Source organism: Burkholderia sp. MSHR3999 (genome assembly GCF_000833595.1).
GTDB lineage: Bacteria > Pseudomonadota > Gammaproteobacteria > Burkholderiales > Burkholderiaceae > Burkholderia > Burkholderia ubonensis.
Genome location: NZ_JRFO01000001.1, coordinates 1278873 through 1291489 on the forward strand (window position 1 = coordinate 1278873; position 12617 = coordinate 1291489).

Sequence of the window (12617 nt, forward strand, 5' to 3'; positions counted from 1 at the left end):
ACTGACGATGACCACGACGGTTGAGAAAGTCGTCTTGCCTCCGATTCCCGCGAAGCGCTACTTCACGATCGGTGAAGTCAGCGAACTGTGCGGTGTGAAGCCGCATGTGCTGCGCTATTGGGAACAGGAATTCACGCAGTTGCGGCCGGTGAAGCGGCGCGGCAACCGGCGGTATTACCAGCATCACGAGGTGCTGCTGATCCGGCGGATCCGCGAATTGCTGTACGAGCAGGGTTTTACGATCAACGGTGCGCGCAACCGGCTCGATGCGCCGGGGGGCGGCGAGCGCGGCCCGGCGCCGGAGGTCGAGCCCGACGCGCCGGGTGCGGAAGTGCGCACGGCCGCGTCGAGCCGGCCGAGTGCGACGGTCGACGTGGCCGCGTTGCGGCAGGCGCTGCTCGACGTCATCGAAGGATTGAAGCGCGGCTGAAGGCCGTTCGCGCATACGACGAAGCCCGGAAGGCGTTCAGCTTTCCGGGCTTTTTTGTCGCCGCTTGCCTGGACGATTCAGCGCGCGGCGAGCGGGTTCGGCCGTCCGAGGTCGACGACCAGCGTGCCGTCCGGCAGCATTCGCACCGAGCCTTGCGCGACCTGATTGCGGTAGCCGTACAGGTCGAAGCGCATCGGGCCGGCGTCGGCTGAATTCTGGATCAGCGCGCGCACGTTCAGTTCGAGCACGTTGAACATCTTCATGTCGCCGCCTTCCATCCACATGTAGCTGGGCGAGGAGATCGGCGGGTGCTTAGGCGCGGGCGCGTCCGGCACGCGCTGGAACGTCAGGCGCAGTCCGTCGCGCTCGACGGTGGCCGCAGCGAGCTTGCCGTTCAGTGCCGGCGGCGGGAACACGGTGTACTGGTCGAGCACGAGCGAGTCGCCGCGCAGCTCCGCACCGCGCCGCCGTAGCGGCGTCAACGATGCGAGCTCGACGCCGAGCGAGCGCAGCAGCTTCGCCTGCGGGATGCCGAGCACCGATACTTCGGTCGGCGAGAACGCCAGATGGCGGTCGTCGAGCACCGTGAGCGAGCCCTTCATGTCGGTCGGCAGCCAGACGCCCGGCACGTGGTTCCACAGCTTGATGCCGCCTTGCACGCGCAGGTTCCGGCCGTCGGCGCTCAATTGCAGCTGGTTGAGCGAGCGCGGCGAGTAGTCGAGCAGATAGTCGTTGAAGAGCGCCGACATCGCCTTCCACGATGCCACGACCGTGCCGCCGAGAATGCGGATGTCGTACTGGTTCGGGTCGTCGAGGTCGACGGGCTCGCCGGAACGCTTCGCGACGAGCTGCACGTCGAGCTCCTCGACGTGAAAGCCGATGTCGCCGGACAGGTTGAAATCGACGTTGCGCAGGTGAATCGACGGACTGCGGTTCGACACGCGCCGCTCGTCGAACGGTGCGTTCTTGCCGCGGCGCATTGCGACCTTCTGCATGCCCGTCCGTGTCGCGTCGCCGGCCGCGAGCGCATTGGCTTCCCAATGCAGGCGCACGTCACGCAGCGTGCTTTGCTGCGCGACAAGGAAGCTGTCGTTCAGGCGCGCGGCGGGATTGCCGAGCGCGGCGCCGCTTGGCGGGCCCGCATACGACGGCATCCGGATCACCATCGCGCCGCGCTCGTCGAAATTGAAATAGCCCGCGCAGACCTGCTCGCGGTAGTGGTACAGGTCGAAGACGAAATTCCGGCCGGGCTTGGCGGGATCGACCGGGCTGATCAGGATGTCGGCATTCATCGGCATCGAGCGCATGAACTTCACGTCGCCGCCGCGAATGTACATCGCCTGCTGCGGCGCGTTCGCCGGCATCGCGAAACCCGCGCGCGTGCCGTCGTCGAGCGTCAGGTCGAGCCCGGCGGGCGTCACGCGCAGCGCCGTAATCGCGATCTTCAGGTGAGGCGGCGGCATCAGCCGGTCGACCGACATCACGAGGTCGTCGCCGGAAAGGTGCGCAATCGGCGTGTCGACCTTGAGCAGATCGGCCATCTTCACGTTGGCGGCGCGCATCACCGGCTGCGCGTCGAGGCCCGAAACGCGCACGCCGGTCGGATGGAACACGAGCTGGCTGCCGTCGCGGATCGCGAGCGTGCCGGTCAGCGAGAACGGCGCCCAGCCGTCGCGCTGCATTTCGCCCTGCAGATGGATCACGCCGTCGCCGGTCGAGACGACGAGCTTGCGCAGCGGCGCGTTGCGATAACCGAAGATGTAGGTGTTGAAGAGCGCAGTCAGTTTCGCGCTGTCGAGCGTGACGGCGCCCTGATGCACGTCGATCTCGAAACTCGTCGGGTCGTCGAACACGATCGGCGCGCCGGCCTGCGTCGGTACGAGCGTCGCCGACAACTGGTGAATGAAGAAGCCGAGATTGTCGACGATGCGAAAGTCGACGTCGCGCAGGAACGTCATCGCGCCGTTCTGGCCGGAGTCGCGCAGCGTGAACGGGCGCGGCTGCGCGAGCCGGATCGATGCGAGCGACGGCACCGTGCGCGCGATCTGCTGTTCGCGGGCGAGGCGGTCGGCCTTCGCGCGCTCGATCGTCGTCGATGCGGCGCTCGCGTTGCCGTCGCGTTGCGCGGCCGGCTCCGCACAGCCCGCGCCGAGCAGGGCGAGCGCAAGTGCGCCGCAGCCCAGCGCATGCGTGGTCCGGCGTGATGCGGCGCCCGCAACGCGCTGCGTGCTGGAAATCAATCGGGGTGTTGCCAAAGGCGAGCGATGGCCGCGCCGGACCGCATTCCGCATCGTCTGTCTCCGTATCTTGTCTTGATCGTCCGCCGCATGCTCGCACCGGGCGCGGCATCCTGCGTCGATGCTGCGCAGTGTGGCATAGCGCGCTAGAGCGGCGTCACCAAACAGCGGGGGCGGGGACGAACGTGGCGGAGAGGCGATGCGGCAAAGGTTGCGGGGTGGGGCGCCGGCACGATCAAACGACCGTATGAACGTCGTTGCGAGTCGTCCGATGTGCGCAAATGGGCGCGTGCAAGATTCGTATTCAGAAAATGCATGCGACCCGTTCTAAACCGGGAAAGTGTCTGTTATACTTTCTCTCTTTCGGGGCGTAGCGCAGCCTGGTAGCGTACCTGCATGGGGTGCAGGTGGTCGGAGGTTCAAATCCTCTCGCCCCGACCAGATCAAAACCCGCGACAGCTAATGCTGTCGCGGGTTTTTCATTTTCCGGCTGCGTATCGGCGCGCGGTCAATTCTTTTTCTTTCCTCCGTCGTGCTTGGAGCACTTCGGGCAGCCATTCTCCTGCATGGCGGCGTGCCGGTGACGGGAGGTTCGAATCTTCCCGTCCCGAACCTGTAGAACCAACATCCGGCAAGGCTGCCGCGGTTTTTTCTTGTTGCGGACCACTCGTGCCCCGGGTCGACTGACCTCCGGCCGGCATTATGTATGCCCGCTTTTTGCACAGCCCGCCGTCGCACCGGTAAAATGCAAGGTTGATCCACGGAAAGCGCCGTGATTTAGCGGAAGAGGATTCCCAGAACATGACTGATCTTCGTCTTACCAAGCGGTTCGCTGCAGTGCTCGCCACCGGCGCGCTCGTTGCCGGTTGTAGTTCGCCGTCGCCCACGAAAGTGGACTACAAGAGCGACTCGAAATCGAAGGAGGTTTCGCTCGCAGTACCGCCCAACATGCTCGAGGAGACGGCCGATCAGCGCTCGTTGCCGCCGCAGGGCGGTGCAACCTCCCTGTCGGCGCTCCAGCAAGTCCAGCAGGCCGCGCCGTCCACCGATGCCGTCGTGCCGCCCGTGACGGGCATGCATATCCAGCGTGACGGCACCGAGAGCTGGCTCGTCATCGACGGCAAGAAGCCGGCCGACATCTGGCCGCAGGTCCGCCGTTTCTGGCAGGAACAGGGCTTCCTGCTTGTCGTCGACCAGCGCGACAAGGGCGTGATGGAAACCGACTGGAACGAAACCCATCCGCAGATCAACGACGGCCTGATCCGCAGCGTGATCTCGAAGGCGATGGGCAATTCGTACGTGACGGCCGAGCGCAACAAGTACCGCACGCGTCTCGACGTGGCGCCGAACGGCGGTACCTACGTGTTCGTCAGCCAGAAGGGGATGCGCGAGGCGCTGACCGGCCCGAACAACGATTCGAGCAAGTGGGAGCCGAAGCCGAACGATCCGGCGCTCGAGACGGAATACCTGAAGCGGCTGATGGCCGTCCTCGCGCAGAACGACCTGCGCGCGAAGAACGGCGAGCCGCCGATCGCGAATATCAGCGATACCCCGCCCGCGAAGGACAAGAAGGGCGCGGCGGACGCGTCGTCGAAGGCGGCGGCAGCGGCCATCGCGACGCAAAACGTCGCGCGTTCGTCGTCGCAAGGAACTGCCGATGCGAGCGATGCGGTGCCGTCCGAAGTCACGCTCGGCGAGCCGTACGATCGCTCGTGGCTGCGCGTCGGCCTCGCGCTCGATCGCGCCAACTTCACGGTCGACGATCGCGATCGCCAGAAGGGCCTGTATTTTGTGCGATACGTCGATCCGAAGGATTTGAGCGCCGCCGAGCAGGGTTTCTGGAGCCAGTTGTTCCACGGCAAGAAGGAAAAGCAGGCGAAGCAGTACCGGGTCAACGTGAAGGCGCTCACGCCGGATCAGACGCGTGTGGCGGTCGTGGACGAGTCGGGTGCGATCGATTCGTCGCAGCCGGCCCGTCAGATCATGGGGTTGCTGGTGAATCAGCTGCGCTGATCGCAACGCCCATTCTGCTGCATTCGGGAAAGCCCGCCAGTTTTCTGGCGGGCTTTTTTTTCGTTTCGGCGCCCGCTGCGTGCTGTCGTTTTTGTGTCGTTTCCGAATCGGTCCCCGCGACGTGACGTTACGTAACATTCGAGCGTTACGGGCGACAGGACGTATGTCATGCCACGTTGCTTCGAAAATTTCCCTTTTAAATCAATGCGATGGAGTCTATCAAGTCTCTGGCATGAAATCTGCTCTTCATAAGCAGATCATCAGGGCAGGGAGGATGGCGCCAGATCCCGGACACGCGTCGCGAGCGCGTGACAAACGGTATCGACGCCTCAAATGCCGGCGCAACCCGCGCTGGCGCAATCGATGACGATCCGCGCGCGTGCGCGGGTCTCGATGGCCCCGTCGCCTATCCTCGTAGGGCGACGGTTTTGCCCGCGCTTCCTGTGGAGCGCGGGCAATTTTTTTGGGGCGTCGATTATGTGCCGGGGCGCCGATACGGTCGCTGCGGGATTCGCGTATGCCCGATCTCTTTCGAGACCGAGGAGGCTGGGATGACGGAAATCGCAGTCGTCGCGCTGATCGTGGCGAGACCGGGTAAGGAGGAAAAGCTGCGTGCCGTGCTCGAAGGGATTGTCGAGCCGACCCGCAGCGAGCCGGCTGCGCTGCAATACGACCTGCATCGCGATCTGAAGGAACCTGCCCGGTTCGTGTTCGTCGAGCATTGGGCGAGCGAGGCGGCATTGGCTGCGCATGCGGGTTCCGCGCACATTCGCGCCTATCGCGAGGCGGCCGCGGACTGGATCGCGAGCTCGGAGCTCCGCGTATTGTCGAAGCTCGTCTGACGGCTGGGCGGCCGAACCGCCCGGCCGGCGGGCGTCAGTGCGACGTGTCGGGTACGTCGAGGATCAGGATGATCGTCCAGTCCGCGTCGCCATCGTGATGGTACTGGCGTTCGGCGACGATGAACGGCTGCTGCTTGCCTTGCGGGCCGAGAAAGAGCACGTCGCCTTCCATCGGCAGGCACTCGATCGGCGGGAGCGCGAGAAAGGCGTCATCCGAGCCGCGCGGCATCAGTTGCTTGATCTTGCGAGTGGCGGCTTCCGTCCACTCGATGTCGAGTTGAATGTTGCTCATGCTGTCCTCCGCACCAGGGTGCGTACGGGGTGGAAAAGTTCGGTGCGCGACTGTAGCACAGCGTACCGGCGCCGCAACCAAAAAAGCCGAACCCGGTTGCCCGGATTCGGCTTTTTTGCTTATGCAGTGCCGCGGAAGTTACTGGCTTGCCGCGTCGGCCGGAGCAGCCTTCTTGGCGGCCTTCTTTGCCGCCTTGTGGTGAGCTGCCTTCTTGCCGTGGTGTTCTTCGTGCATCGCCGGCTCGGCTGCCTGGGCAGCTTGCTGCTGCTGCAGGGCCTGCGCGCGTTGCTCGATCTCGGCGATCTTGGCCGGATCGGTGATGGTCTTGATTTCCGTGCTCTCTTGCGCATACGCTGCGCCAGCCAGCGCCGACATCGCAACCAGGATAGCCAGGGACGTCTTCTTCATTGCTTTACCTCCGCTAAGTGGTGATGAACCCGAGTGTTGCCGTTCAGTCTGGCGACCGCAATCGAGTGCGTGTCGAGTGTAACAAAAGTGACGGATCAATGCATTGGAACGGCGGCGCGGCGCAAGGCCGCGTTGAAGTCGCGCAACACTTGCCGCGCTTCGTCACGCGCGTGCCATGCGGCGCTGTGTTGCCGACGCATGTGTGAAGGTGTCCTCAGAACCACCCGAGCCGGCTGTACACGTGAAATTGCGCGATGCCGATCAATTCGTGCAACGCGTGCTCGGCGTTGATCAGATTCTGCCGGCGCGGCAGCCAGCCGGTTCGCGCGTCGCGCCGATTGGCGTAGACCGGCTGCGCGTCGATGCCGAAGTGCCGGAAATCGAGCAGCGCACGCCGCATCTGATAAGACGACGTGACGAGGATCGTCGCATCGACATGCCGTGAGCGTAGTATAGGCGTCGTGAACTTCGCATTTTCGTAGGTCGTGCGGCTGTTTGCTTCGAGCATGAGGTCGTGCGGGTCGACGCCTTGGGCGACGAGATACGGCGCATAGGTCGCGGCTTCGGTCGCGCCGTGCCGCTCGGGATCGCCGCCGGAGACGATGATCGTGCAACGTTCGGCGCGCTGTCGGCAATCGCGGTACAGCGCGGCGGTCTTGCGAATGCGGGGGAAGCCGTCCGTGCGCGGCTCGAGCCGTCCGTCGATGCGCCGCGTTCCCGTGCCAAGCAGGATCAGCACGGTTTGCCCGTGCATGTCCGGGTGTTCGACGGGTGTCACGCCCGCCTGCGACCATGCGATCAACGGCGCCGCGAGCCAGCCCGTCGCAAGCAGCCAGAACAGCGCGAAGGCGACGGCCGCGATCGTGCGTCGCCACTTGCGGCACAGCATGAAAACGACGAAGAGAAGTGCAAATGAATCGAACAGAATCAATTTGATTAGGGTATGGTGTCTTTTTATGGATGGCTGATGATCTGGCCCCGACTCGACGCCGAGCGTCCAGCCTCCTGAACCGGTGGCGGCGCCGGCGGGCGGAGACCCCGCCCGGCGCGCTGCCTGGCATTGTCGCTGCACTTTAAGAAAGAATCGAGATGGCCACGTATTCCAACGAAGCGGTGCTCGACGCGCTGAGGCGGGTGCAGTATCGCCAGGTGCCGTGGGCGCGTCGTCCGGGCGTGTTCGAGTATCTGCGGTCGCTCGGGCTGATGGACACGGTCAGGCAGAAGACCGTTGCGCCTGCACCTGGCTTTCACGCGCCGGTCGACATCGCCGTGCTGACCGACAGCGGCCGCGCCGAATTCGCGCGCCTCGAGCGCGACGAGAAATTGCCCGCCTGGACCGATCGCAGGATCGAGGATTACGCGCTGAGCGAAGCGAGCGCCGTCGCGATCCTCGAAAGCCGGCTGTAGCGCACAGGCCCGCCGGCAACTCGGCGAAAAAAAGCCCGTATCGCGAGGATACGGGCGTACCGGATACTTTTTGCTGCTGCCACGCTGTGCTCATGGCAACGATGTTGACTCGCCACGCATCGCGCAGTTCCCGGACGCAGGCAAATTCTTTGATGAAGACGGGCGGCGCGCCCGGTTACGGACGCCCGGTTAGGGATGGCGGCGCGACTCCTGCGGTGGCAGGCCGACGCGTGCGCGGGCATTGCTGGCGATGTCGCCGCGCAGATCGCCGCGCGGTACCGTCTGGTTGGACTGTTCGGCGCCGGGCGGCGCATGCAGATTGCCCTTGTGTTCCTCCTGGCGGTGCGGCTGCCTGGCGTGGTCGTCCGCGTGCACCGGCAAGGCAAGCGCCAGTGAAACGACAATGCCGCATGCCGCGAGCAGTGACATTGGTTTCATGGCGGGCTCCCTTCAAGCCGGCGATGCGGCTCGCTGATATGACGCTAAGGTAAGCGTGGGAGTGCAGGCTTGCTGTAAATATTGGTAAATAGATGTATCGCTGCGCGACAGTGAGGCCCGGCGACGCGGCCCGTTCCGCGTGGCCGTTGCCGAAAAGAAACCGGGCGGCCTCAGCCGCCCGGTTCGGTGTCCTTCCTTTACGCCATCTTGACCGGTGCGCGCCAGGATTCCGGATTGGTCCAGAAGGCGCCGCGCAGGCGGTCGCGGCTCGGTGGTGCGGGCGGCTTGGCCGCGCTTGCGCCGATGCGGCCGCGCAGCGAGATCTGCCGGCCGCTCGTGCCGAGTCGCTTGACGATTTCGGCGAGCGTGCCGTCGGCTTGCCACTCGTCGAAGCGGCGGCGGCAGGTCGGCGGCGACGGATAGCGCCCCGGCAGCTTCGACCAGCCTTCGCCGGTCGACAGCACCCACAGCACGGCATTCACCACCGAACGGGCTTCCACGCGGGGACGACCGCGGCGCTCACTCCGTGCGGGTTCCGAACAAAACAGACCCTCGACCAGCGCCCACTCGTTATCTCTCAAATCGTCGAACAGCATCATGTCCTCACCTCAGCGAAGCAAACTCCGGTGCGCTGCCCTGCGCCGCGCACTCTTCAAGCACTCGATCACCGAGTGCCGGGTGGGGGCGTCCAGTCCGCCGACGATGGATTTCAGACATTCCATCGAACGGAACCGCGCCCTGTGCGTCAGGTAAAAGCACGAAGCGTGCCACGTGGGAGGCATATCCCTCGAAAGCCGCTTGGCAGCGAGCTGACGGCTGCGTCAGCTAGGGGCGTATAAGACGCCAAAATAACCCGCCAGCAAATCGGGACAATCACCAATCTTGTGCAATTCGCCCGCACCGCGTGCGTTTGCGCGCATATTGCACCGCAGCGAAACATGTGCGACAGGTGCCGGATTCGCGCACTAGAATCGCGCATCGATGCCAGAGATTGATGAGGTCAGGACATGAACATCACGCTGCGCCAGCTTCGCGTATTCATCGAGGTCGCGCGGCTCAAGAGCTTCAGCCGCGCCGGCGACGAGATCGGGCTCACGCAGTCCGCGGTGAGTCGCTGCGTGCGGGAACTGGAGGCGGAGCTGGGGCTGAAGCTGATCGATCGCACCACGCGCGACGTGCAGTTGACCGACGTCGGCGGGAACCTGGTCGCGAGCGTGTCGCGTCTGATCGGCGATCTCGACGACACGCTGCGCGAGATTCGCGAAATCGGCGAGCAGCGCCGCGGGCGCGTGATCGTCGCCGCCAGCCCGACGATCGCGTGCCGGCTGATGCCGCGCGTCGTGGCGGCCTGCGAACGGCAGTTTCCGTTCGTCACGCTCGGCCTGCGCGACGACGTGCAGAGCGACGTGCTGCGCAAGGTGAAGTCGGGCGAGGTGGACTTCGGCGTCGTGATCGGGCCGCTCAGCGTCGCCGATCTCGTGAGCGAGCCGCTGATGACCGATTCGTTCTGCCTCGTGGCGCGCGCCGACCATCCGCTCGCGTCGCGCGCGGAGGTGCCGTGGTCGGCGCTGAACGGCGAGCGCCTCGTGCTGCTCGACCACGCGTCGGGCAGCCGGCCCCTGATCGACGCGGCGCTGGCCGCGCATCGGGTGAGCGCGACGGTCATGCAGGAGCTCGGGCATTCGGCGACGGTGTTCGGGCTCGTCGAAGCCGGCGTCGGCGTGAGCGTGCAGCCGTGGCTTTCGCTGCCGCTGCCGGCCGGTTCGACGCTCGTCGCGCGCCCGCTCACGCCGCGCGCGGAGCGCACCGTCGAACTGGTGCGCCGCCGCGACCGCTCGCTGTCTCCCGCCGCGCAGGCGATCTGGGAGCTCGTGCACCAGATGCCCGCCCGGGCCGAGGATCTCGACTGACGGCGCCGCCGGCCCGCGCCCGCCCGTCCGCCGTCAGCGCCGTTACACTGCGGAACATGTTCCTCCGGAGCGAGATCCGATGACGAATTCCTCTGGTTGCCGTCCGGCGACGGGCGAGCCGGCGGCGCGCGATGCGGTGCGGGACCTGCGGCCGTCGCTGATCCGGGAAGTGGCGAATGCCGGCTTCGGCGTGCCGGACGTGCTGCCGTTCTGGTTCGGCGAATCCGATCGCGTCACGCCGGGCTTCGTTCGCGACGCGGCCGCCGCCGCGCTGCGAGGCGGCGCGACGTTCTACACGCACAACCTTGGCACCGCGGCGCTGCGCGAGGCAATCGCGGCCTACGTGGGGGCGCGCCACGGCCCGACGACGGCGGACACGGTCGCCGTGACGAGCTCGGGCGTCAGTGCGCTGATGCTTGCCGCGCAGCTGCTCGTCGGTCCGGGCGATCGCGTCGTCGCGGTGACGCCGCTGTGGCCGAATCTCGTCGAGATCCCGAAGATTCTCGGGGCGCGGGTCGAGTCGGTGCCGCTGCGTCACGGCGCGACGGGCTGGCGGCTCGATGTCGACCGGTTGCTCGCGGCGCTGGCGCCCGACACGCGCATGCTGCTGCTCAATTCGCCGAACAACCCGACCGGCTGGACCATGTCGCGCGACGATCAGCGCGCGGTGCTCGCGCATTGCCGCCGTCACGGGATCTGGGTGGTCGCCGACGAGGTGTACGAGCGGCTTGCGTTCGACGAAGCTGGCGCGCCGTCGTTTCTGGACATCGCGTCGCGCGACGAGCGGGTCGTCGTCGTGAACTCGTTCTCGAAGGCGTGGGCGATGACCGGCTGGCGGCTCGGCTGGCTGGTTGCACCGGCGTCGGTCATGGGCGAGCTCGCGAAGCTCGTCGAATACAACACGTCGTGCGCGCCGGGCTTCGTGCAGGCCGCGGGCGAAGTCGCGCTGCGCGACGGCGAGCCGTTCGTCCGGTCGTTCGTCGCGGCGCTGCGTGATGCGCGCGATCATCTGATCGCCGCGCTGCGCACGCTGCCGGGCGTCGACGTGCCGCCGCCGCCCGGCGCGATGTACCTGTTCCTGCGCTTGCCCGGATCCGAGCAGAGTCTGGCATTCTGCAAGGCATTGGTGCGCGAGGCGGGGCTCGGCCTTGCGCCGGGATGTGCGTTCGGTCCCGAAGGAGAGGGGTTTGTGCGATGGTGCTACGCGTGCGACCCGGCGCGGCTGGATGCGGGCGTCGAGCGGCTGCGGCGGTTTTTGGCGACCAGGGCGGCGTCGCGCTGAAACGGGGCGGGACCGTTCCGGCGGGGCGAGAGCGGGCCGGCCCGACTCATCTTTACGCACTCGGCAATTTTGCGTAAGATGGCGCTCAGTCACGCGGTTCCCTCGTTGAATCGTGCTGTTCCGTCCGGTTTGGGCCTGGCTTGAAGTTGTTTCGCCGCCCCCGGTTCGTGCTCCCATCAATATGACCGATCAGAATCGGGCGAGCGCGTCTTCCGTTCCTTTCGTCTGTTTGTTGATCCGGTTCGTTTGACCACAGGGTCTGGCCTAGCTGCATGAATACCCAAGAGGCGAAGATCGTCCTCGAGACTGCTTTGATCTGCGCGCAGGAGCCGCTGAAGCTCGGCGATCTGCGCAAGCTATTTGCCGACAGCGTGTCGGCTGACACGGTCCGCACGTTGCTCGAAGATCTGAAACAGGAATGGTCCGGTCGTGGCGTCGAGCTGGTGGCGCTGGCGAGCGGCTGGCGCTTTCAGAGCAAGCCGGCGATGCGCAGCTTTCTCGACCGCCTGCATCCGGAGAAACCGCCGAAGTATTCGCGCGCGGTGCTCGAGACGCTGGCGATCATTGCGTACCGGCAGCCGGTCACACGCGGCGACATCGAGGAAATCCGCGGTGTCACGGTGAACACGCAGGTGGTCAAGCAGCTCGAGGATCGCGGCTGGATCGAGGTGATCGGGCATCGCGACGTGCCGGGGCGTCCGGCGCTATATGCGACGACCAAGCAGTTCCTCGACGATCTCGGCCTGAAGGCGCTCGACGACCTGCCCGCGCTCGAGGAGCCGGCTGCGAACATCGAGGCCGCGCTGCTCGCGCAGCATGCGATGGATTTCGAAGACGGCGCGCCGGCCGCGGAGGATGCGGCAGCCGCGGACGACGCGGCGGCGGATGCGTCCGGATCGGCGCAAGCGCCCGCGCGGCCCGCCGGCGCGGAGGCCGGCGGCGCCTCGGCGCACGAATCGCCGGACCGCGATACGCTCGCGGTTGAGGGTGCGGGAACAGAAGAAGCCGACGTCGAAGCAACGCCGGCCGGCGTGCGGCCCGTGCCGCTGCACGTGGAGTTGAACGAGAAAGATCGCAAGCCGGCCGCCGAAGCGGCAGCCGGCGACGGAGCGGAAGCGGTCGACGACATGTCCGGCGTGGCCGGGCCTGCCGACGCACCCCGTTCCCGTCCTGCGGACGACGAGATGACGGACGATACGTCCGACAGCCTCGCGGATGCCGTACGCAGCGCCAGCGCGCCCATCGGGGCGGACGAGCTGCCGGACGACGAAGCAGAACCTGAACAGCGTCGCGCCTGATCGCGGCCGATTCCATGCCGCGCCCGCGCCGGGCGCGAGACCTGACATTTTGAGGTTGTT

12 protein-coding genes, 1 tRNA gene and 1 pseudogene are annotated in these 12617 nt (G+C 66.1%); 8 read left to right on the forward strand and 6 right to left on the reverse strand.

The genetic code is table 11. The features are described from left to right. Positions 1–7 precede the first annotated feature (7 nt). Entirely contained in the window at positions 8–430 is a 423-nt protein-coding gene (locus KY49_RS06145) for a MerR family transcriptional regulator (RefSeq protein WP_042583801.1), read from the forward strand. Between the two features lie 77 nt (positions 431–507). Here KY49_RS06145 and KY49_RS06150 read toward each other — a convergent pair whose 3' ends face one another. Beyond that, on the reverse strand, positions 508–2721 hold the full coding sequence (locus KY49_RS06150; protein WP_042583802.1) for a hypothetical protein: 2214 nt from the start codon (positions 2719–2721) through the stop codon (positions 508–510). Positions 2722–3031: 310 nt separating this feature from the next. On the opposite strand from KY49_RS06150, the gene KY49_RS06155 reads away from it, so the two are divergent. The 3 genes from KY49_RS06155 to KY49_RS06165 all read left to right on the forward strand — a co-directional run bounded on the left by KY49_RS06155 (position 3032) and on the right by KY49_RS06165 (position 5522). Further along, positions 3032–3108 (forward strand) — tRNA-Pro (locus KY49_RS06155). A gap of 360 nt (positions 3109–3468) precedes the next feature. After that, the gene (gene bamC / locus KY49_RS06160; RefSeq protein ID WP_042583803.1) at positions 3469–4680 is read left to right on the forward strand and encodes an outer membrane protein assembly factor BamC; all 1212 of its coding nucleotides are present in this window, start codon (positions 3469–3471) and stop codon (positions 4678–4680) included. Positions 4681–5231: 551 nt separating this feature from the next. Continuing rightward, positions 5232–5522 (forward strand): putative quinol monooxygenase, encoded by a 291-nt coding sequence (locus KY49_RS06165; protein ID WP_042583804.1) that lies wholly within the window; start codon positions 5232–5234, stop codon positions 5520–5522. A 34-nt stretch (positions 5523–5556) separates the two neighbouring features. On the opposite strand, the gene KY49_RS06170 is transcribed toward KY49_RS06165, so the two are convergent. The 3 genes from KY49_RS06170 to KY49_RS06180 form a co-directional block, all read right to left on the reverse strand. Next, positions 5557–5814, reverse strand: a complete 258-nt coding sequence (locus KY49_RS06170) for a hypothetical protein (protein ID WP_042583805.1) — start codon at positions 5812–5814, stop codon at positions 5557–5559. A 138-nt stretch (positions 5815–5952) separates the two neighbouring features. Continuing rightward, a complete protein-coding gene (locus KY49_RS06175; protein ID WP_042583806.1) occupies positions 5953–6222 on the reverse strand; it encodes a hypothetical protein in 270 nt (89 codons plus the stop codon). Between the two features lie 214 nt (positions 6223–6436). Next, a complete protein-coding gene (locus KY49_RS06180) occupies positions 6437–7153 on the reverse strand; it encodes a YdcF family protein (protein ID WP_042583807.1) in 717 nt (238 codons plus the stop codon). A 158-nt stretch (positions 7154–7311) separates the two neighbouring features. Here KY49_RS06180 and KY49_RS06185 point away from each other — a divergent pair, with 158 nt between their 5' ends. Further along, positions 7312–7629: a hypothetical protein gene (locus tag KY49_RS06185; protein ID WP_010092548.1), complete on the forward strand. Its 318-nt coding sequence runs from the start codon at positions 7312–7314 to the stop codon at positions 7627–7629. Positions 7630–7818: 189 nt separating this feature from the next. On the opposite strand, the gene KY49_RS06190 is transcribed toward KY49_RS06185, so the two are convergent. Together KY49_RS06190 and KY49_RS06195 are read right to left on the reverse strand one after the other, a co-directional pair. Continuing rightward, entirely contained in the window at positions 7819–8067 is a 249-nt protein-coding gene (locus KY49_RS06190) for a hypothetical protein (RefSeq protein WP_042583808.1), read from the reverse strand. A 200-nt stretch (positions 8068–8267) separates the two neighbouring features. Further along, positions 8268–8663 (reverse strand): annotated as a pseudogene (locus tag KY49_RS06195) (transposase); the annotation flags it as partial. A gap of 411 nt (positions 8664–9074) precedes the next feature. Between KY49_RS06195 and KY49_RS06200 the strand changes: the two are divergent. From KY49_RS06200 to scpB, 3 genes are all read left to right on the forward strand, one after another. After that, positions 9075–9977, forward strand: a complete 903-nt coding sequence (locus tag KY49_RS06200; RefSeq protein WP_042583809.1) for a LysR family transcriptional regulator — start codon at positions 9075–9077, stop codon at positions 9975–9977. Positions 9978–10056: 79 nt separating this feature from the next. Further along, the gene (locus KY49_RS06205; protein WP_042583810.1) at positions 10057–11259 is read left to right on the forward strand and encodes a pyridoxal phosphate-dependent aminotransferase; all 1203 of its coding nucleotides are present in this window, start codon (positions 10057–10059) and stop codon (positions 11257–11259) included. 272 nt (positions 11260–11531) lie between these two features. Continuing rightward, positions 11532–12557, forward strand: coding sequence for an SMC-Scp complex subunit ScpB (gene scpB, locus KY49_RS06210; RefSeq protein ID WP_042583811.1), 1026 nt, complete (start codon positions 11532–11534; stop codon positions 12555–12557). Positions 12558–12617: the final 60 nt, after the last annotated feature.